This window comes from Burkholderia sp. NLJ2, assembly GCF_049487195.1.
GTDB classification, from domain to species: domain Bacteria; phylum Pseudomonadota; class Gammaproteobacteria; order Burkholderiales; family Burkholderiaceae; genus Burkholderia; species Burkholderia pyrrocinia.
Genome location: NZ_CP137810.1, coordinates 195407 through 213682 on the forward strand (window position 1 = coordinate 195407; position 18276 = coordinate 213682).

The window sequence follows — 18276 nt, forward strand, 5'->3', positions numbered from 1 at the left end:
AGACGACACCGTGCGTTGCGCGCGGCCGCAGCCGTGATCCGGCGCGGCACGCGACGCGGCGCCAACGGGAGCTTCCCGCACATGACTGACTTCTTTCCGCAATTCGCCCAGCAGCTGGTCAACGGCCTGACGCTGGGTGCGATCTATGCGCTGATCGCCATCGGCTATTCGATGGTCTACGGCATCATCGGCATGATCAACTTCGCCCACGGCGAGATCTACATGATCGGCGCGTACGTGGGCCTCGTGACCCTGACCGCCATTGGCATCTCCGCCGGCTATCCGCTGCCGCTCGTGCTCGGCGCCGCACTGATCGTGTCGGTGATCGTCACCGGCCTGTACGGCTTCGCGGTCGAGCGCGTCGCGTATCGGCCGCTGCGCGGCGGCCCGCGCCTCGTGCCGCTGATCTCCGCAATCGGCATGTCGATCTTCCTGCAGAACTACGTGCAGATCGGCCAGGGCGCGCGCGACGTGTCCGTGCCCGTGCTGATCTCCGGCGCGTTCGACATTCATCTCGGCGGCGACTTCGACGTGACCATCCCGTATTCGCGGCTGATGATCGTTTGCGTGACGGTGGTGCTGATGATCGCGCTCACGCTGTTCATCGGGCACTCGCGGATGGGCCGTGCGTGCCGCGCGTGCGCCGAGGACATGAAGATGGCGAACCTGCTCGGCATCGACACGAACCGCGTGATCTCGTTCACATTCGTGCTCGGCGCGATGCTGGCCGCCGTCGGCGGCGTGCTGATCGGGCTGACGATCGGCAAGCTGAATCCGTATATCGGCTTCGTCGCGGGCATCAAGGCGTTCACCGCCGCGGTGCTCGGCGGGATCGGCAGCATCCCGGGCGCGATGCTCGGCGGCGTGCTGCTGGGCCTCGCAGAAACCTTCGCCGCAGGCTACATGCCGGCCGAGTACAAGGACGTCGTCGCGTTCGGCCTGCTCGTGCTGATCCTGCTGTTCCGCCCGACCGGCCTGCTCGGCAAGTCGGACATCGAAAAGGTTTGACGGAGACGCAGATGAGTACAGTCATTTCCGTTCGCCGCCCGGCCGCCGACGCTTCGTTCGGCCAGGCGCTGAAAAATGCCATGGCCGCCGCGCTCCTGACGGCGATCCTCACGATTCCCGTGCTCGGCCTGCAGCTGAAGCTCGACGGCTACCAGGTCGTGCTCACGCCGCACTGGCGGCCGGTGTGGATCGCGGTCGCGGCCGTGTTCCTGTTCCAGTTGTTCAAGCCGTGGCTCGTGCGCGCGAAATCGGCGGTGAAGCTGCCGGCGATGCCCGCGATGGGCGCACAGCAGCAGCGCGTGGTCGTGTGGGTGCTGCTCGCGGTCGGGCTCGTGTGGCCGTTCTTCGGTTCGCGCGGCGCGGTGGATGTCGCGACGCTCGCGCTGATCTACGTGATCCTCGGCCTCGGGCTGAACATCGTGGTCGGGTTCGCGGGGCTGCTCGATCTCGGCTATGTCGGGTTCTACGCGGTCGGCGGCTATACGTACGCGATGCTGAACCAGTACTTCGGGCTGTCGTTCTGGGAATGCCTGCCGCTCGCCGCGATCGCGGCGGCGACGTTCGGCTTCCTGCTCGGCTTCCCGGTGCTGCGGCTGCGCGGCGACTATCTCGCGATCGTCACGCTCGGCTTCGGCGAAATCATCCGCCTGCTCGCGAACAACCTGACGAGCCTCACCGGCGGCCCGGACGGCATCTCGGGCATCGCGAAGCCGACGGTGTTCGGCTTCGAGATGGCGCGCTCGGCGAGCGTCGAAGGCGCGAAGACCTTCCATGAACTGATCGGGCTGGAATACAGCGGCGAGCACATGGTGATCTTCCTGTACCTGATCGCGCTGGTGCTGGTCGGCTTCACGCTGTTCGTGACGAGCCGCCTGATCCGCATGCCGATGGGCCGTGCGTGGGAAGCGCTGCGCGACGACGAGATCGCGTGCCGCTCGCTGGGTCTCAACCCGACGCGCATCAAGCTGTCGGCGTTCACGCTCGGCGCGGCGTTCGCGGGCATCGGCGGCGCGTTCTTCGCGGCGCGCCAGGGCCTCGTGAATCCTGAATCGTTCACCTTCATCGAATCGGCGCTGATCCTCGCGATCGTCGTGCTCGGCGGGATGGGCTCGCAGCTCGGCGTGATTCTCGCGGCGATCCTGCTGACCGTGCTGCCGGAAGTCGCGCGCGGCTTCGCGGAGTACCGGATGCTGATTTTCGGTCTGGTGATGGTGTTGATGATGATGTGGCGTCCGCAGGGCCTGCTGCCCGCGAGCCGTCCCCACGTGGAGCTGCCGCAATGAGCGCGAATGCAGAACTGTTGAAGGTCGCCGGGCTGCAGATGCGCTTCGGCGGGTTGCTCGCGGTGGACGGCATCGATTTCGACGTGCGCCGCGACGAGGTGTTCGCGATCATCGGGCCGAACGGCGCGGGCAAGACCACGGTGTTCAACTGCGTCGGCGGCTTCTACAAGCCGACCGGCGGCGACGTCGTGCTCGACGGTCACCCGATCGCGGGGTTGCCGAGCCACAAGATCGCGGTGAAGGGGCTGGTGCGCACGTTCCAGAACATCCGCCTGTTCAAGTCGCTGACGGTCGTCGAGAACCTGCTCGTCGCGCAGCACCGCAAGGTGAAGGCGGGGCTGCTGCCCGGCCTGTTCTCGACGCCCGCGTATCGCCGCGCCGAGAAGGAAGCGCTCGAACGCGCGGCCGTGTGGCTCGACCGGATGGGGCTGAAGTCGGTCGCCAACCGGCCGGCCGGCACGCTGTCGTACGGGCACCAGCGGCGTCTGGAGATCGCGCGCTGCATGATCACCGAGCCGCGTTTGCTGATGCTCGACGAGCCGGCGGCCGGCCTCAACCCGCAGGAGAAGATCGAGCTGCAGCACCTGATCGACAAGCTGCGCCGCGAGTTCGGCGTGTCGGTGCTGCTGATCGAACACGACATGAGCCTCGTGATGGGCGTGTCGGACCGCATCCTCGTGATGGAGCACGGCCGGCCGATCGTGATCGGCACGCCGGAAGCGGTCCGCAACGACCCGCGCGTGATCAAGGCGTATCTGGGGGAAGAGTGATGTTGAAGCTGGAACAGGTCCATACGCACTACGGCGCGGTCGAGGCGCTCGCGGGCGTGTCGATCGAGGTGAACAAGGGCGAGATCGTCACGCTGATCGGCAGCAACGGCGCCGGCAAGACGACGCTGATGATGACCGTGTGCGGCACGCCGCGCGCGTCGTCGGGCCGTGTGATGTTCGAGGGCAAGGACATCACCGCGATGTCGACGCACCAGATCATGCGGCAGGGGATGGCGATTTCGCCGGAAGGGCGGCGCGTGTTTCCGAGTTTGACGGTGCTCGAGAACCTGAAGATGGGCGGCTTCTTCGCGAGCCGTCACGAGATCGACGACGGTATCGAGCACGTGTTCAAGCTGTTTCCGCGCTTGAAGGAGCGTGCGACGCAACGGGCCGGCACGATGTCGGGCGGCGAGCAGCAGATGCTGGCGATCGGCCGTGCGCTGATGAGCAAGCCGCGCTTGCTGCTGCTCGACGAACCGACGCTCGGCCTCGCGCCGCTCGTGATCGCGCAGATCTTCGACATCATCCGGACGATCCGCGACGAAGGTGTCACGGTGTTCCTGGTCGAGCAGAACGCGAACAAGGCGCTGGGTGTGGCCGATCGCGGATATGTGCTCGAAACGGGGAGGGTGGTGCTCGCCGATACGGGCGCGAATTTGCTCGCGAACGACCGGATCAAGCAGGCGTACCTCGGCGGTTGATGAGGGAGGTCGCCGGCCTGCAATGGGCCGGCGGCGCCGCTGATCTGATTGGCGTCTTCTTCTTGTGACGCTTTGGAACACAGGTTTGCAGGAAATGTGTAGCCGATCCAGCTTCGATCGTAGCCGAATCGGCTACATTTAACTTGCCGATCCGGACTGACAAGAGCATTCGTCGGGACGATATCTCGTAGCCAATTCGGCTACAATCGTAGCCAATCATGCTACGATCCATTGCCTCGACCCTATTTAGCGACTACCGGCGCCGTGTGCTGGGCCTGCTCCTGTTGCGGCCTGATCAGGCGTTACACGTTCGCGAAATTGCCCGTTTGACGGGCACAACCCCCGGTACCCTGCACAAGGAACTGAGCAAACTGGCCGAAGCTGGCATCTTGAGCCGTGATCGACAGGGAAATCAGGTTGTTTATCGCGCCAATCGAAGCTGTCCGATCTATGAGGAGCTGGCTTCGATCATGCGAAAGACCTCGGGCATGGGTGACGTGCTGGCTGAAGCACTGCTGCCTTGCGCCGAGCAAATCGCCGTGGCGTTCGTATTCGGCTCGGTCGCGCGCGGCCAGGAGACGGCGGACAGCGATGTCGACGTGATGGTGATCGGTTCGGTCGGGTTCGCTGCGGTGGTAGGAATGCTTTACGATGCTCAAGCGACATTGGGGCGGGATATCAATCCCCAAGTACTGTCGTCCGACGAGTTTCGTGCCGGTGTCGACCGGCAAGACGCATTCTTGCGGGACGTGCTTGGAAAACCCAAGATCTTCTTGATCGGTAGCGACGATGACCTTGCAGAACTTACTCGGCGTTAGCCTCGACGTGGTCCAGCCGGACCGGGAACAAGCGACGCGGCTGCTGGCTGCTGCGGAGCGAAATCTGGCGGATGCGCAACTCGAGGGATTGAGCAACGAAAACCGCTTTGACGCGGCCTATAAGGCGATCATGCAACTTGCGATGCTGGCGTTGCACGCGAATGGCTTTCGCACGATGACGAGCCGACCGGGACATCACCAGACAGCGATCCAGACGCTTCCGCAGACGATCGGCCTGCCGGTCGATCGCATGATCGTGCTCGACGCGCTGCGCAAGCAGCGCAATCTGTCGGATTACTCCGGGGAGGTGGTTCAAGCGTCCGCGGTAAATGAGTGTTTTGCCAGTGCGACGGCGCTCATGATCGACGTGAAGACGTGGTTGACGACGAACAAACGCGAGTTGCTGGAAGCGCAATAGCTACGGCGGTTCTGAAGCGCCATCGTGCCTGGGTTTCGACTGCGACCTCGGGCAATTCTCGTGACACGACTCGAGGAGACAACCGATGAAGGTCAAACGAATCGTCGCCAATATCGATACGCAGTCGGTCGACGACGCGAAGCGTTTCTATCAGCAGATCTTCGGTCTCGACTTGCTGATGGATCACGGCTGGATCGCAACCTACGGTAATGCCGAGCAGATGGATGTGCAGATCAGCTTCGCATCGCAAGGCGGATCGGGCACGCCGACGCCCGACCTGTCGATCGAGGTCGACGATCTCGACGAAGCGCTCGCGCGCGTGCATGCGGCGGGCGTTCCGGTCGAATACGGCCCGGTCGACGAGCCGTGGGGCGTTCGGCGCTTTTACGTGCGCGATCCGCTCAGCAAGCTTGTCAACGTGCTGGCGCATCGCTGACCTGAAGCGTCGGGTTCGAACCGGCGTTCATGCATGCAACGCCAGCCCTTTCACCGCCTTGTCCACGGCCTTCTTCGGCCCGTGCAACGCCAGCCCGACCAGATCCAGATTTACCGCATCCTCGGCGCGAAACACCTCGCGGTTGGCCGCGTCGTGCCCGGTGGAAAACATCGCGCGCACGTAAGGCACGATCGAGAGTTCGCGCGACAGCGCCTGCCGGTGCGCGGCCTGCAATCCGTTCAAATCGGCCGCGAACACCAGCATCGGCTGGCCGAACATCCTGGCGTAGCGATTTCCGGCCGCATCCTCATAAGGCTCGCCGAGCGCTTCGGGCGCGCCGGCCGCGACGCCCGTCGCGAGAAACGCGACGACATTGAGTTTCTGCCACGCCGCGAGATCGTCGCGCACGATCAGTGCCACTTTCGTATCGAACATGCTTGCTCCTCATTGGGGCACTCATGATCGGATGCCGCGTGCGATCAGTCTGGAACGTTTGTGCACATTTGCCGGTAGGCGGCCGGGGTGATCCGGTACGCGCGGCGGAACCAGCGGCCCAGATGGCTCTGGTCGGCGAAGCCGACGTCCGCGGCCGCCTGCGCGGGCGTGCGGCCGGCCGCCAGCAGCCGACGCGCGGCACGCAACCTCAAGCGCACCAGATACGCGTGCGGCGACGTGCCGAACGCGCGCTGAAACAGCCGGGTCAGCCGGAACCGGTCGATCCCGGCGACGCTGGCGAGTTCGTCGAGCCCGAGGTTGCCGTCCATCTGCGCATGCAGCAGATCGCGAACGCGCGCGATCGCGGGCGGCACGACACCGCCTTCCAGCGCGAGCGTGCCGCGCAGTTCGCCGCCGAGTCGCGTCAGCAGGCGGTCGAGCGTCTGGTCGCGCGCGAGTCGGCCCTCGTTACCGTGGATCGCGAGAAACGCCTGCCTGATCGCGTCGACGAGGCCGCGGTTGTCGACGAGCGTATGGCCGAACGCGGCCTCGACGCCGCCGAGGCCCGGCAAATCCAGCCGGCGCGCCGCGCGCTCGACCCATGCCTGCGGCAGATACAGCATCCCGTAGGTGAAGCCGCCTGCTTCGGGCGCATGGCCGTCGTGCATCGCGCCCGGCTCGATCAGGATCGCGCGGCCGGGCACGCTCGTATGCAGCGACCGGTGGCACTGGAATTGCTGGACGCCCTGTTCGGTGAAGCCGACCAGCATGTCGTCGTGATCGTGCGCGTCGTAGGCATGGCCGTTGAAATGCGCATGCAGGCTTTCGATGCCGGTTTCCTGATCGCGGCGCGCGACGAGCCAGTGGTCGGGCGTGCCGATGTCTTTCGTCGCAGTCGTCATTGGATGCCTCGCGCGTCGTCGTTGCGTGACCGGTAGTGTACGCAGGTCGCGTGATGCCGGTGGCAGGCGCGGGCGGTTCGTTCGGTGATCGTGCGAGAAGCGATGCGGGAATCCGTCGCGCCGGTCGGTCGGACCGGCGCGACGGATTGCGCGATGTGGGGAAGGGTGTTACCGCGTGCCGCTACAGCGCGCGTTCGATCGCCTGTCCGAGCAGCGACAAGCCGAGGTCGATCTCTTCCTCGCTGACGGTCAGCGGCGGCGCGATCCGGAACACGCCGCCCATGCCGGGCAACTGCACGATGTTCATGCTGAGCCCGAGGTTCATGCACTCGCGCGTGATCTTCGCGCCGAGCCCGTCCGCCGGTTCTTTCGTCCGGCGATCCTTGACGATCTCGACACCGAGCAGCAGCCCGCGTCCGCGCACGTCGCCGATGCAGTCGAACCGCTCCATCAGGTCGAGCAGGCCGCGCCTGAGCCGGTCGCCCATCGCGTTCGCGCGTGCGACGAGCCCGTCGCGCTGCACCACGTCGAGCACGCGCAGGCCGACGGCCGCCGGCAGCGGATCCGACACGTGCGTCGTATAGAACAGGTAACCGAGCTCGTGCGCGCGTTCCTCGATCGCCGCGGACGTCACGATGGCCGCGAGCGGCAGCCCGGCGCCGAGCGTTTTCGACAGCGTCAGGATGTCGGGCGTCACGCCGTCGTGCTGGCACGCGAACATCGTGCCGGTGCGCCCGACGCCCGTCTGCGCCTCGTCGAGGATCAGCAGCATCCCGCGCTCCTCGCACTTGCGCTTGAGCGCCGCCATATAGCCTTCCGGCAGTTCGATGATCCCGCCCGAACTGAGGATCGGCTCAGCGATGAACGCCGCGAGGTTGCCGCTCGACTGGCGATCGATCAGGTCGAACGCGTAGTCGAGTTCGGCGAGAGGGTCGTAGGCGCCGTTGCGCTCGAAGCGCGGCCGGTACGTGAACGGCGCCGGAATCGCGTACGAGCCGACGGCGGCCGGGCCGACGCCCTTGCGGCCCGCGCTGTACGTGGCCGATGCGGCCGCGCCCGTCATCCCGTGCCACGACTGCGCGAAACCGACGATCTCGTACTTGCCGGTGACGAGCTTCGCCATCCGGATCGCCGCTTCGTTCGATTCCGCGCCGGTGCTGAGCAGCAGCGCGCGGTCGAGCCCGTCGGGCGTGATGTCGGCGAGGCGCGTCGCGAGATCGACGACCGGCCGCGACAGCATCCCGCTGAACAGGTGGTCGAGCTTGCCCGCGTATTCGCCGATGACGGAGACGATCTCCGGATGGCTGTGGCCGAGCACCGCGCTCATCTGCCCCGACGTGAAATCGAGGATCGCGCGGCCGTCCGCGTCGTAGACGAAGCTGCCTTTCGCGCGCTCGATGATCATCGGCTCGAACGTGCCGCCGTAGCGGACCAGATGCTGCCTGGCGTTGCGCCAGAAGGTTGCGTCGTCGTTCAGGGACATCGGGCTTCTCCGGGCAAAAGGGGCAGGGATCGCTTGCAGTCTAGGCGCGCGTCTGGTTTGATGGAAACGAATAGTTCTTATGCAAGGTAGAAAAGGAGCTAATACCTTGGGACGCTCGCTCGACATCGACCTGCTGCGTTCGTTCGTCGTGATCGCCGAAGTGCGCGCGCTCAGCCGCGCGGCCGCGCGCGTCGGCCGGACGCAGTCCGCGCTCAGCCAGCAGATGAAGCGGCTCGAAGAGATCGTCGACCAGCCGCTGTTCCAGCGCACCGGCCGCGGCGTGGTGCTGACGCACCCGGGCGAGCGGCTGCTCGTGCATGCGCAGCGCATCCTGCGGCTGCACGACGAGGCCATGGCCGACCTGTGCGGCACGGGGTTGTCGGGGACCATCCGGTTCGGGTGCCCGGACGATTACGCGGAGGTGTTTCTGCCGTCGCTGCTGCGGCAGTTTTCGAGCCAGCATCCGCAGGCGATCGTTGAAATCGTCTGCGGGCCGACGCCGCGGCTGCTCGAACAGCTCGAGAAACGCGCGGTCGATCTCGCGATGATTTCATTACCGGACGACGGGGCGAGCGACGACATCATTCGTCGCGAGCAACTGGTCTGGATCGGCTATCCGGGGCTCGAACCCGCGCATTTCGAGCCGTTGCCGCTCGCGCTGTCCGATCGCGATACGCTCGATCACATCGCGGCTTGCGAAGCGCTGGATCGCGCCGGCCGCGATTATCGTGTCGCGTATGCGAGCAGCAGCCTCGCGGGGCTGATCGCGCTGGTGCGCTCAGGGCAGGCGTTCGCGGTGATGACGCAGACGGCCGTGCCGGCCGACCTGGCGATCGTCAACGGCGATCCGCGGTTGCCGCCGTTGCCGGCCGTGGGCATTACGCTGCGGTTCGACCGGAAACGGCCGTCGCATTTGACGACGGTGTTCGCCGAGCATATCCGGCTGACGCTGCCGTTGTTGTGACGGGCGATGCGCGTGACCGTCGCGCCGCCGTTTTCCGCAGCTCCGAATCAGCCGACCATCGATGAGGTTTGTGCAGGCGCGCGGTCATTCAGATCCACGGCCGTATCGCGCATCCGGATCTTCACCTGCATGCCCGGCATATTTGGTTCGGTTTCCTGATATTAATTGACCGGATCGGAATCGGCGCCGATGCAGCAGGCGGCGACTGACCGCAAAGCGCGGAGAGCCCGCTGCACCCGTTACGCGCGGGCCAATCGACGTGCAGCCAGCAGCCCGACGGCGAGCAGCACCGCGACATACGCGGCGACCCCCGCCCACGCGCCATGCTGCCAGAACGACCCGCCGACCGAACCGAGGACGCTTGACCCGAGATAGTACGCAAGCAGGTACAGTGAAGCGGCGTGCCCCTTCGCGGATCCCGCGAGGTGGCCGACCCAGCCGCTCGCGACCGCATGGGCGACGAAGAAGCCGATCGTGACGAGCACGATGCCGACGATGATCGCGGCGAGCGAATGCGACAGCGTCAGCGCGAGGCCCGCCGCGAATACGAGGATGCCGCTGACAAGCACCGGTGCGCGTCCGAGACGGTCGGCGAGCGCGCCGGCGCTCGACGAAGACACCATCCCGAACAGGTAGGCGCCGAAGATCAGGCCGCACTCGGTCGAGCTCAGGTTGAAAGGGGCCGCCGTGAGCCGGAACCCCGCGTAGTTGTAGATCGTCACGAACGCGCCCATCACCAGGAAGCCGATCGCGAACACGAACGGGAGCCGGGCGTGATGCAGTTGCGCGTTCCACAGCCGAACATGGTGACGCAGCGTCAGATCGGTGCGCTTCACGAAGCGCCGCGATGGCGGCAGCAGCATCACGAAGGCGACCGCCGCGACGAGATCGACGACGCCGATCGTCAGCATCGCGGTCCGCCACGAGAAGTGTTCTTCCAGCGCACTCATGCCGATCCGTCCGATCATGCCGCCGAACGCGGTCCCGCCGACATAGAGCCCCATCGAGAAACCGAGCCCGTCGGACGCGATTTCTTCCGCGAGATAGGCCATTGCAACCGCCGGGACGCCGCCCAGCGCGAAACCTTCGAGCGCACGCCAGACCAGCAGCAGGTTCCAGTTCGGCGACAGCGCGGCGAACACGTTGAACAGGGCGGCCAGCGTCATCGACGCGAACATCAGCCCGCGTCGTCCGACGCGTTCGGACAGTGCGCCGGCGCACAAGATGGACACCGCCAGCATCCCGGTCGACAACGACAGCGACAGCGAACTCGATGCCGCGCCGAGCCCGAACTCCCGTGCGAACGCGGGAAGCAGCGGCTGGACGCAGTACAGCAGCGAGAAAGTGGAAAAACCGGCCAGGAAAAGCGCCAGCGCGATGCGCTTGTACGCGGCCGAGCGCGGGGACACGCCGGCAGGCAGCGCATCGGATGCGGCGTTCTGCGTGCCGGGCGTGGATCGGGAAATCGAAGCGGAGGACATGGGTGCACTCGATGTGCGACGGAATGCCTGAATTCTTGCGTACCGTCATGTATATGTCCAATATATGAAAGAAACCGTAGCGATATGTTTAACCACTGGCTGACGAGCCGGCCCGGCTCACCGTGAGGTCACCTAGCGAATGGAACTCCGACATTTCCGATACTTTCTGGCCGTGGCGGCCACGTCGAATTTCACCAAGGCGGCCGAAACGCTCGGCATCGGGCAGCCGCCGTTGAGCCAGCAGATCAAGGCGCTCGAGAGCGAACTCGGCGTGGAGCTGTTCAAGCGGACCGCGCGCGGTGCCGAGCTGACGCTGGCGGGCGAGGTCTTCGCGGAAGAGGCGCGCCGCGTGCTCGACGATGCCGAGCGCGCGGCACGGGCGGCAAGGCGGGCCGCACGCGGCGAAACCGGGCATTTGCGGGTCGGCTTCACCGGGACGGCGGCGTTCAATTCGAAAGTGTCGGATTTGATTCGCCGCTTTCGGGAGGCGTTTCCGGACGCCGAGCTGACGTTGCAGGAGGCGACGTCGCGCGTCCTGCTGGAGGCGCTGGATGCCGGGCATCTCGACGTCGCGATCGTGCGGCCGGAACGCCGTGTTGCCACGACGTTGCGGGTATCCGACTGGGACGAGGAACCGATGTTCGTCGCGCTGCCCGTGGCGCACCGGCTGGCGCAGCGTCGGCGCATCGATCTGGCCGAGCTGGCCGACGAGTCGTTCGTGCAGGTGCCGCGGGAAGCCGGCAGCGCGCTGTTCGACGACATCGTCGCCGCATGCAACGCCGCAGGATTCGAGCCGCGGATGGCGCAACCCGCGCCGCAGATTGCGTCCGCGGTGACGCTGGTCGCTGCCGGGCTCGGCGTGTCTGTCGTGCCGAAGGCGATTACGCAGGTGCAGGTTGCCGGGGTCGTCTATCGGCCGTTCGCGGGCAATGCGCTTCGTGCAAGGCTGGCCATTGCGTCGCGATGCGACGAGCCGTCGGCGGTCGTTCGCAATTTTCTTTTGCTGGCCTAGCTGCCGGCCGCCGCTGCGGGGAGAACGGGCGTGCCGAACGTCCTGCATTTGTGCAGTGGGCAGAGGGTGGCACTGCCCGACGGCGACGAGCCGCTCACTGTGCCGGCTGATGGCCCGCGTTCTGTCCGTTCAACGCTGCTACGCGTGCCTGGGCGGCCTGCAGGTTTTCCGGGAACTGCGTGCTTCTGGCCATGGACGGCTTATAACCCGCCTGTTCGATTTGAATGAGCTCGTTGCGGACCTCCGCACGGGTTTTCGCCGGCTTCTCCGGTTGGGCGAACGACACGACGGGAACGGCGATCATTGCCGCAATGGCGAAAGCTTTAATAAAGGATTCCATAATGATTTACTCCGATGCAGTTACGTGCGGCGCTCTCTACCTTCTTGTCAGCTACCGGTAAGAACAGTGTAGCCGAGACCGCATTCCGATGCTGGTAAAACATGATTGCTCAAGCGCGCAATTCTGGTTCTGCGCACGTCATTTCGAAAAAATCGATCCGTTCGATCGAAATGCTTGAGACATGGAGGAAGGAAAATGACCTAGCATCGTCTGATCGAAGACATGCTTGTTCGAAGGGCGTCCTGACCGACCCCTGATAGAGAAGCCGGCAATGATCCGGATCGGATCACCGGAGGTTTTCCCCGGGCGGCGCGAGATTCGCTCGAATGGTGAACCAGGTCGACCGGACCGTCAGTGTTCACCGCAGCGCAATGAATTGCTCGAGCAGATCCGGGCGATCGAACTTGTCGCGCCACCATCGCAGGGCGCGCCCGGCTTCGTCGTCGCGCCATGCCAGATAGCACTGGGCCGTTTCGCGCATCCCGGCCACGTGGCGCGTCACAAGCCTGCCTTCGTCGATCGCGCGGGCGGCAAGGCCTGCGGGTAGCGTGCCGACCGCAAGTCCCTCGCACTGCACCGCGAGTTTTGTCGCAAGGGTCGGCACCGCGAGGTAGGGTTGGGACGGCTGGAACGCCGCCGAGCGCAGGAGCGATTCGCGCGAAGGGCCGCCGACCAGTGCGCAACGATATTGAGTCACGGCACTGAGCGTGATCGGTTCCGGCATTTTCGCGAGAGGGTGATGCGGCGCGACCGCAAACACATAACGCAGCATGCCGATCGGGCGCGCGACGATGTCCGTCAGCGCAGGGGGCTCTCCCGTTGCGCCGACGACGAGATCCGCGCGCCCCGAAACGAGCGCATCCCAGGTTCCGCCGAGCACCTCGGTCGACAGGTGCAAACGCGTGCCCATCTCGAGTGCGTCGAATTCATGCACGTAGGGCCAGAATCCTGCAAACGGCAGCACTTCATCGACGCACACGCGCAGCTCGGTCTCCCAGCCATCGTGGATCCGCTGTGCCCTCAGTTCGAGTTGCTCGGCGGCGGCGAGCAGCCGGCGGCCTTCCTCGACGACGACGCGCCCCGCGCGCGTCAGCTTCGCACGGCGGCCGCTGCGGTCGAACAACGTGACTCCCAGGTCGCTCTCGATCTTCTGCACGAGGTAGCTGAGGGTCGACGGCACGCGGTGCAGCAGGGTGGCCGCATCGGCGAACGTGCTCGTCCGATCGATCGCATCCAGTGCTTCGAGGGCTTCGAGTGACAGTTTCAATTCCGCTTTCCTCAGTGCGTTAACGGGGGGCGCATGTCCGACATGCTTTCGTCGATCGTGGTGTTCCGCGAGCAGTCCGCGACAGGCCATGCAGCGTGTTGCCGGTCCGATGGACTGTCTGCTGTCGCTATCGTCTTCGATCAGGAAAATTCAGGTGTCTTAAGAAAAATAATCTTGCCGTCGTGTAACTTGTGAAGGCGCGAATCGGATGAAGCCACGGTCGAACCAAGTCGAACTGGCGCCGGCACGCTGCAGCTTGTCATTCAATCATCGACGAAAAAAGGAGAATCACATGAACAAGTCCGGCTTGAGGCCGCTCGCACTCGCAGTACTGACGGGAGTCGTGCTGCTGGGTGCGCCGGTTGCGCACGCACAGGATTCGGATGCTGTGCCGGCAGCGGCCAGTGCCCCGATGTCGAAGCAGGAGTTGAAAGCGCAACGCAAAGCGCAGCGCAAGGACGCCCGGCTGAAGCGGAACCAGGAACTGCGTGCGCTCGAGAAGAACGGCTATCGCATGAACAAGGACGATCACTATCCGCAGAGCCTCCAAAGGGCGGAACACAAAGCCGCAGAACAGAAAGCCGCCGCCGGCGCATCCGCGCCCGGGCAATAACCATCCCGTGCCGCATCTGCTCCGCTGCCAGGCGGGGCAGGTGACGGCGTCCGCCTGCACCTTCTTGCGCGCACCTCGTCCGCCCGCGTCACGCAACCATCGGGAAACGCGCGCTCCGTTGACGCGGTTTTATGCAAACGGTTGCGTTCCACAGGATACCCATATTCATCGTCTGATTCCGATGGATTAGGGTTAACGCTCTATCTGCCCGGGCAAATCGACGAGTACTATTGCATCAACTTATGCAAACGGTTGCATGGAGGATGTCATGGCGGAACAAGCGGTATTGAGTGCGATTACCGACGATCCCGCGTCCGTGACCGCGATCGTCAAGGCGGCGATGGCGGGAACCCGGGACGCTCGGCTGAAGGAAATCGTCAATGCATTGGTCGATCACGGGCATGCGTTCCTGAAGCAGGTGAAGCTGACGGACGAGGAGTTCGAGCGCGGTCTCTCGTTTCTCCGTGCCGCAGGGCACGCATGCAACGAGCGGCACAACGAGGTTGTGCTCCTGTCGGACGTCCTTGGTTTTTCGACGCTGGTCGCATTGCTGAACAATTCCGACTCGACCGACCGCACGCCGGGCGCGTTGCTCGGGCCGTTCTATCGCGGGGGTTCGCCGGTCTACGAAGACGGCCAATCGATCGCAAGCCCGGGGTCGCCTGGCTCGCCTCTTTTCATGCGCGGTCGTGTGCTCGACGTGTCGGGGCGGCCGGTCGGAAACGCGGCGGTCGATGTGTGGCAAGCGTCGCCGGTCGGTCTCTACGAGAACCAGGACCCGGGCCAGCCTGACCGCAATTTGCGCGGCCGCTTTCATACCGATGCGCAGGGGCGGTTCAACTTCCGTACCGTGCGTCCCGCCGGTTACCCGGTGCCCGTCGATGGCCCCGTCGGCACGCTGCTCGAGGCGCAGAACCGCCATCCGTACCGGCCCGCGCACATCCACTTCGTGATCGTCGCGGAAGGTCATGCGACGTTGGTGTCGCAGGTGTTCGCCGATGATTCGGAGCATCTCGACTCGGACGTCGTGTTCGGCGTGAATCGTCGCCTCGTCGGCAATTTCGAGCGCCATGACCCGCAGACGGGGCCGTACGCGGAAGCGGGCGAGGCGTATTACACGCTCGATTTCGAATTCATCATGGCCGACGGTACGCCGACGTACCCGACGCCGCCCATCGACTGAACAGGAGGCGGCAGTGCCACGCAATCTGAACGAAAAAGTCGCTGTCATTCTCGGCGGTACCGGCGGGATCGGCGTCACGACCGCAATGCATTTCGCCGAAGCGGGCGCGCGCGTTGTCGTTGTCGGACGAAGCGACCTGGACGCCACGCAGCGCATCGCGGACAAACTGCCCGGCGAAGGGCATTCGGCCGCGCTCGCGACGATTACCGACAGCGCGACGCTCACCGCGCTCGCCGACGATGTGCGCAAGCGATACGGGCGGGCGGACATCCTGGTGAATGCCGCCGGCTTCACGAAGCCGGTTCGCCATGCGGACCTCGATGCGCTGACGGACGACCTGATCGACGAGATCATGCAAGTCAACTGGCGCGGCCAGTTCGCGGCGATCCGGGCATTTCGTGCGCTGCTCGACGAATCGGGCGACGGGCTCGTCGTCAATGTGTCGTCCATCGCGGGGACGACCGGCAATGGCAGCAATGTCGCGTACTGCGCCGCGAAAGCGGGAATCGATGTGATGGCGCTGTCGCTGGGCCGCGCGCTGGCACCGCGCATTCGCGTCGTGAACGTGTCGCCCGGCGTCGTGGATACGCAATTCGTTCCCGGGCGCGGCGACGATTTCAACGAGAAGGCCGCCGCGACGACACCGCTGCGCCGGATCGGCGCGCCGGACGACGTCGCTGCCGCCATCGTCGCGTGCGCGACGACGCTGACGTTCAGCACCGGCGCAACGATCGTCGTCGACGGCGGCCGCCGGCTGAACTGACTGCCTGGAGACCTTTCGATGCATGCTCGCAAGACCATCATTACGTGCGCCGTCACGGGCAACATCACGCGACCCGACCAGCATCCGGGCCTGCCGGTCACGCCCGAGCAGATCGCGAATGCTTCGCTCGAAGCCGCGCAGGCCGGCGCCGCCGTCGTGCACATCCATGTCCGCGATCCGGCCACGGGCAGGCCCTCGATGGACGTCGATCTCTATCGCGACGTCATGGCGCGGATTCGCGCGGTCGATCGCGAGTTGATCATCAACCTGACGACCGGTCCGGGCGGACGTTTCATTCCGAGCGACGAGGATCCCAAGGTGGCTGCGCCGGGCACCACGCTGCTGCCGCCCGAAAAGCGCGTGGAGCACATACTCGCACTCAAGCCGGACATCTGCAGCCTCGACCTGAACACGATGAATTCGGGGGCCGAGGTCGTCATCAACACGCCGAAGAACGTTACGCGGATGGCCGAGGCGATACGGCGGGCAGGCGTCAAGCCGGAGCTCGAGATCTTCGACTCCGGCGATATCCATCTGGCGCGAGACCTCATTGCGGGCGGGGTGCTCGACGGCCCGGGACTCTGGACGTTCGTCAGCGGCGTCAAGTATGGCTTCGCCGCGTCGCCGGAAACGCTGCTCTATGCGCGCAGCCTGCTGCCGCCGGGGGCGATATGGTCCGCGTTCGGGATCGGGCGTTTCGAGTTTCCGATCGTCGCGCAGGCGTGGCTCGCGGGCGGGCACGTGCGTGTCGGCCTCGAGGACAACATCTATATCGAGAAAGGCGTGCTCGCCGAGAGCAATGCGGCGCTCGTCGCGCGAGCACGCGAGATCGTCACGCTGCTCGGTGGCGAGATCGCGACGAGCCGCGACGCGCGCGAATGCCTCGGCCTTGCATCCTGAGCGCAACCCGACGCACGCTCATTCAGGGCGACGCATGGATGCGCGGTGGGCCGACGGTCGCCGCGCCATGTGTCCGAATCGACCATTTCCAGGAATCAATCGAGCATGAAATGCATTCGCGTCCAGCAGAAAAGCGCTGATATCAGCGCGCTCGCACTGAGCATCGACACGCAGCCTGTCCCGGCGATCGATACGACCGACTGCCTGATCGAGATCGAGAGCGCGGGCGTCAATCCGAGCGATGTGAAGGCCGTGCTCGGGTTCATGCCGCACGCGGTGTGGCCGCGTACGCCGGGCCGGGATTACGCGGGGCGCGTGATCGACGGCCCGCCGGACCTGATCGGCAAGGAGGTCTGGGGCAGCAGCGGCGAGCTCGGCATCCGGCGCGACGGAACCCATGCCAGCCATCTCGTTGTGCCGGCGCACAGCGTGCGCGAGAAACCGGCCAACCTGACGATGGACGAGGCGGGATCGATCGGCGTGCCGTTCGTCACCGCTTTCGAGGGATTGCACCGTGCCGGCGGCGTGCGGCGCGGCGACGTCGTGCTCGTGCTGGGTGCAAACGGCAAGGTCGGGCAGGCGACCGTCCAGCTCGCGACCATGGCGGGGGCGGAGGTGATCGGTGTCGTGCGCGACGATCCGTCGTACATCGGGCACGCCACCGGCGACGTGACGATGATCAACGCGTCCGCGGAGCCGTTCGACGAGCTCGTGCTCGAGATGACGGCCGGCCGTGGCGCAAACATCGTCTACAACACGGTCGGGAGTCCGTATTTCGAGCGTGCGAATCGCGCGATGGGCGTGCGCGGCACGCAAATCCTCATCTCGACGATCGAGCGCGCGGTGCCGTTCGACATCTTCGCGTTCTATCGCGGGCAGCACACCTACGTCGGGATCGACACGCTCGCGCTCGACACGCGGCACTGCGCCGACGTCCTCGATGCGCTGTTGCCGTCGTTCGAGCAGGGTTCGTTGAAGCCGTTCCCGATCGATGCCGGCTCCGTGTTCGATCTTGCGGATGCGGCGCACGCGTATCGGACGGTGTTCAGCGGTACCGCGAACCGGGTGTTGCTCAAGCCGTGAACGTGACGCGCTTTCGCGATGCGCCCGAATACTTCCCGCCGAATCACTTCGGGATGCAATGCGTACGCCTGCAAGGACGCGAGGCAGGCCCGGCCGAATCGCTCTGGCTCGGCGTGTCGACGATCGAGCCGGGCGGGCACACGACGATGGACGGATCGGGCGTCGAGAAGCATTACGTCGTGCTGGAAGGTCAGGTGTGCGTAGACGCAGACGGCGTCGAAGTCGAATTGCAGGTGTTCGATTCGTGCCGCCTCGCGCCGGGCGAGCGGCGTTCGCTGCACAACCGGTCGGACCGTCCGGCCAGGATCCTGCTCGCGATGCCGTTCGCGCGCCCACCGCGCGACTAGATGCGGAGGCGGGGCGGGTGGCGCAATGCCGCCCGCGACAGATCGATGCGGCCGCGAGCGGCTACGACG

21 protein-coding genes are annotated in these 18276 nt (G+C 65.4%); 15 read left to right on the plus strand and 6 right to left on the minus strand.

The window, feature by feature from the left end; all coding sequences use genetic code 11:
• Positions 1–81: 81 nt before the first annotated feature.
• From livH to R9B84_RS23230, 7 genes are all read left to right on the plus strand, one after another.
• On the plus strand, positions 82–1008 hold the full coding sequence (gene livH / locus R9B84_RS23200) for a high-affinity branched-chain amino acid ABC transporter permease LivH (RefSeq protein ID WP_069748923.1): 927 nt from the start codon (positions 82–84) through the stop codon (positions 1006–1008).
• A gap of 11 nt (positions 1009–1019) precedes the next feature.
• On the plus strand, positions 1020–2291 hold the full coding sequence (locus R9B84_RS23205; RefSeq protein ID WP_423762426.1) for a high-affinity branched-chain amino acid ABC transporter permease LivM: 1272 nt from the start codon (positions 1020–1022) through the stop codon (positions 2289–2291).
• Positions 2288–3061 carry a high-affinity branched-chain amino acid ABC transporter ATP-binding protein LivG gene (livG, locus tag R9B84_RS23210; RefSeq protein ID WP_065501344.1) on the plus strand — a complete coding sequence of 258 codons (774 nt, stop codon included), beginning with the start codon at positions 2288–2290 and terminating at the stop codon, positions 3059–3061. The genes R9B84_RS23205 and livG overlap by 4 nt, the downstream gene beginning before the upstream one ends.
• Positions 3061–3762 (plus strand): ABC transporter ATP-binding protein, encoded by a 702-nt coding sequence (locus tag R9B84_RS23215; protein WP_262545724.1) that lies wholly within the window; start codon positions 3061–3063, stop codon positions 3760–3762. Before livG ends, R9B84_RS23215 begins: the two co-directional genes overlap by 1 nt.
• Positions 3763–3980: 218 nt before the next feature.
• On the plus strand, positions 3981–4580 hold the full coding sequence (locus R9B84_RS23220) for a nucleotidyltransferase domain-containing protein (protein WP_423762427.1): 600 nt from the start codon (positions 3981–3983) through the stop codon (positions 4578–4580).
• On the plus strand, positions 4552–4998 hold the full coding sequence (locus R9B84_RS23225; protein WP_423762428.1) for a DNA-binding protein: 447 nt from the start codon (positions 4552–4554) through the stop codon (positions 4996–4998). The genes R9B84_RS23220 and R9B84_RS23225 overlap by 29 nt, the downstream gene beginning before the upstream one ends.
• Before the next feature lie 85 nt (positions 4999–5083).
• A complete protein-coding gene (locus R9B84_RS23230; protein ID WP_423762429.1) occupies positions 5084–5434 on the plus strand; it encodes a VOC family protein in 351 nt (116 codons plus the stop codon).
• Between the two features lie 27 nt (positions 5435–5461).
• On the opposite strand, the gene R9B84_RS23235 is transcribed toward R9B84_RS23230, so the two are convergent.
• The 3 genes from R9B84_RS23235 to R9B84_RS23245 all read right to left on the minus strand — a co-directional run bounded on the left by R9B84_RS23235 (position 5462) and on the right by R9B84_RS23245 (position 8254).
• Positions 5462–5869: a DUF2000 family protein gene (locus tag R9B84_RS23235; RefSeq protein WP_423762430.1), complete on the minus strand. Its 408-nt coding sequence runs from the start codon at positions 5867–5869 to the stop codon at positions 5462–5464.
• 44 nt (positions 5870–5913) lie between these two features.
• Entirely contained in the window at positions 5914–6771 is an 858-nt protein-coding gene (locus tag R9B84_RS23240) for an AraC family transcriptional regulator (RefSeq protein WP_423762431.1), read from the minus strand.
• A gap of 181 nt (positions 6772–6952) precedes the next feature.
• A complete protein-coding gene (locus tag R9B84_RS23245) occupies positions 6953–8254 on the minus strand; it encodes an aspartate aminotransferase family protein (protein ID WP_423762432.1) in 1302 nt (433 codons plus the stop codon).
• Positions 8255–8333: 79 nt separating this feature from the next.
• Here R9B84_RS23245 and R9B84_RS23250 point away from each other — a divergent pair, with 79 nt between their 5' ends.
• Entirely contained in the window at positions 8334–9218 is an 885-nt protein-coding gene (locus tag R9B84_RS23250) for a LysR family transcriptional regulator (protein ID WP_423762433.1), read from the plus strand.
• Positions 9219–9457: 239 nt separating this feature from the next.
• Here the strand turns inward: R9B84_RS23250 and R9B84_RS23255 are convergent, their stop codons facing one another.
• Entirely contained in the window at positions 9458–10699 is a 1242-nt protein-coding gene (locus tag R9B84_RS23255) for an MFS transporter (RefSeq protein ID WP_423762434.1), read from the minus strand.
• Between the two features lie 139 nt (positions 10700–10838).
• On the opposite strand from R9B84_RS23255, the gene R9B84_RS23260 reads away from it, so the two are divergent.
• Complete coding sequence (locus R9B84_RS23260) at positions 10839–11711, plus strand: LysR family transcriptional regulator (RefSeq protein WP_423762435.1); 873 nt, start codon at positions 10839–10841, stop codon at positions 11709–11711.
• A gap of 94 nt (positions 11712–11805) precedes the next feature.
• Here the strand turns inward: R9B84_RS23260 and R9B84_RS23265 are convergent, their stop codons facing one another.
• Positions 11806–12051 (minus strand): DUF4148 domain-containing protein, encoded by a 246-nt coding sequence (locus R9B84_RS23265; RefSeq protein WP_423762436.1) that lies wholly within the window; start codon positions 12049–12051, stop codon positions 11806–11808.
• 358 nt (positions 12052–12409) lie between these two features.
• Positions 12410–13318 carry a LysR family transcriptional regulator gene (locus R9B84_RS23270; protein WP_423762437.1) on the minus strand — a complete coding sequence of 303 codons (909 nt, stop codon included), beginning with the start codon at positions 13316–13318 and terminating at the stop codon, positions 12410–12412.
• Positions 13319–13610: 292 nt separating this feature from the next.
• Here R9B84_RS23270 and R9B84_RS23275 point away from each other — a divergent pair, with 292 nt between their 5' ends.
• The 6 genes from R9B84_RS23275 (at position 13611) to R9B84_RS23300 (ending at position 18207) form a co-directional block, all read left to right on the plus strand.
• Positions 13611–13931, plus strand: coding sequence for a hypothetical protein (locus tag R9B84_RS23275; RefSeq protein WP_423762438.1), 321 nt, complete (start codon positions 13611–13613; stop codon positions 13929–13931).
• A 268-nt stretch (positions 13932–14199) separates the two neighbouring features.
• Entirely contained in the window at positions 14200–15114 is a 915-nt protein-coding gene (locus tag R9B84_RS23280; protein WP_423762439.1) for a dioxygenase, read from the plus strand.
• An 85-nt stretch (positions 15115–15199) separates the two neighbouring features.
• Positions 15200–15877 (plus strand): SDR family NAD(P)-dependent oxidoreductase, encoded by a 678-nt coding sequence (locus tag R9B84_RS23285; RefSeq protein WP_423763561.1) that lies wholly within the window; start codon positions 15200–15202, stop codon positions 15875–15877.
• A gap of 18 nt (positions 15878–15895) precedes the next feature.
• Entirely contained in the window at positions 15896–16777 is an 882-nt protein-coding gene (locus R9B84_RS23290) for a 3-keto-5-aminohexanoate cleavage protein (protein WP_423762440.1), read from the plus strand.
• Positions 16778–16882: 105 nt separating this feature from the next.
• The gene (locus R9B84_RS23295; RefSeq protein WP_423762441.1) at positions 16883–17860 is read left to right on the plus strand and encodes a quinone oxidoreductase family protein; all 978 of its coding nucleotides are present in this window, start codon (positions 16883–16885) and stop codon (positions 17858–17860) included.
• Positions 17857–18207, plus strand: a complete 351-nt coding sequence (locus tag R9B84_RS23300; protein ID WP_342311034.1) for a cupin domain-containing protein — start codon at positions 17857–17859, stop codon at positions 18205–18207. The genes R9B84_RS23295 and R9B84_RS23300 overlap by 4 nt, the downstream gene beginning before the upstream one ends.
• The last annotated feature ends 69 nt before the right edge of the window (positions 18208–18276 follow it).

Coding starts and splice junctions, on each gene's coding strand:
- R9B84_RS23230 (WP_423762429.1), top strand. CDS start 5,084: ATGAAGGTCAAACGAATCGTCGCCAATATCGATACGCAGTCGGTCGAC.
- R9B84_RS23255 (WP_423762434.1), bottom strand. CDS start 10,699: ATGTCCTCCGCTTCGATTTCCCGATCCACGCCCGGCACGCAGAACGCC.
- R9B84_RS23280 (WP_423762439.1), top strand. CDS start 14,200: ATGGCGGAACAAGCGGTATTGAGTGCGATTACCGACGATCCCGCGTCC.
- R9B84_RS23215 (WP_262545724.1), top strand. CDS start 3,061: ATGTTGAAGCTGGAACAGGTCCATACGCACTACGGCGCGGTCGAGGCG.
- livH (WP_069748923.1), top strand. CDS start 82: ATGACTGACTTCTTTCCGCAATTCGCCCAGCAGCTGGTCAACGGCCTG.
- R9B84_RS23290 (WP_423762440.1), top strand. CDS start 15,896: ATGCATGCTCGCAAGACCATCATTACGTGCGCCGTCACGGGCAACATC.
- R9B84_RS23275 (WP_423762438.1), top strand. CDS start 13,611: ATGAACAAGTCCGGCTTGAGGCCGCTCGCACTCGCAGTACTGACGGGA.
- R9B84_RS23225 (WP_423762428.1), top strand. CDS start 4,552: ATGACCTTGCAGAACTTACTCGGCGTTAGCCTCGACGTGGTCCAGCCG.
- livG (WP_065501344.1), top strand. CDS start 2,288: ATGAGCGCGAATGCAGAACTGTTGAAGGTCGCCGGGCTGCAGATGCGC.
- R9B84_RS23265 (WP_423762436.1), bottom strand. CDS start 12,051: ATGGAATCCTTTATTAAAGCTTTCGCCATTGCGGCAATGATCGCCGTT.
- R9B84_RS23235 (WP_423762430.1), bottom strand. CDS start 5,869: ATGTTCGATACGAAAGTGGCACTGATCGTGCGCGACGATCTCGCGGCG.
- R9B84_RS23285 (WP_423763561.1), top strand. CDS start 15,200: ATGCATTTCGCCGAAGCGGGCGCGCGCGTTGTCGTTGTCGGACGAAGC.
- R9B84_RS23220 (WP_423762427.1), top strand. CDS start 3,981: ATGCTACGATCCATTGCCTCGACCCTATTTAGCGACTACCGGCGCCGT.
- R9B84_RS23250 (WP_423762433.1), top strand. CDS start 8,334: ATGCAAGGTAGAAAAGGAGCTAATACCTTGGGACGCTCGCTCGACATC.
- R9B84_RS23205 (WP_423762426.1), top strand. CDS start 1,020: ATGAGTACAGTCATTTCCGTTCGCCGCCCGGCCGCCGACGCTTCGTTC.
- R9B84_RS23260 (WP_423762435.1), top strand. CDS start 10,839: ATGGAACTCCGACATTTCCGATACTTTCTGGCCGTGGCGGCCACGTCG.
- R9B84_RS23240 (WP_423762431.1), bottom strand. CDS start 6,771: ATGACGACTGCGACGAAAGACATCGGCACGCCCGACCACTGGCTCGTC.
- R9B84_RS23245 (WP_423762432.1), bottom strand. CDS start 8,254: ATGTCCCTGAACGACGACGCAACCTTCTGGCGCAACGCCAGGCAGCAT.
- R9B84_RS23295 (WP_423762441.1), top strand. CDS start 16,883: ATGAAATGCATTCGCGTCCAGCAGAAAAGCGCTGATATCAGCGCGCTC.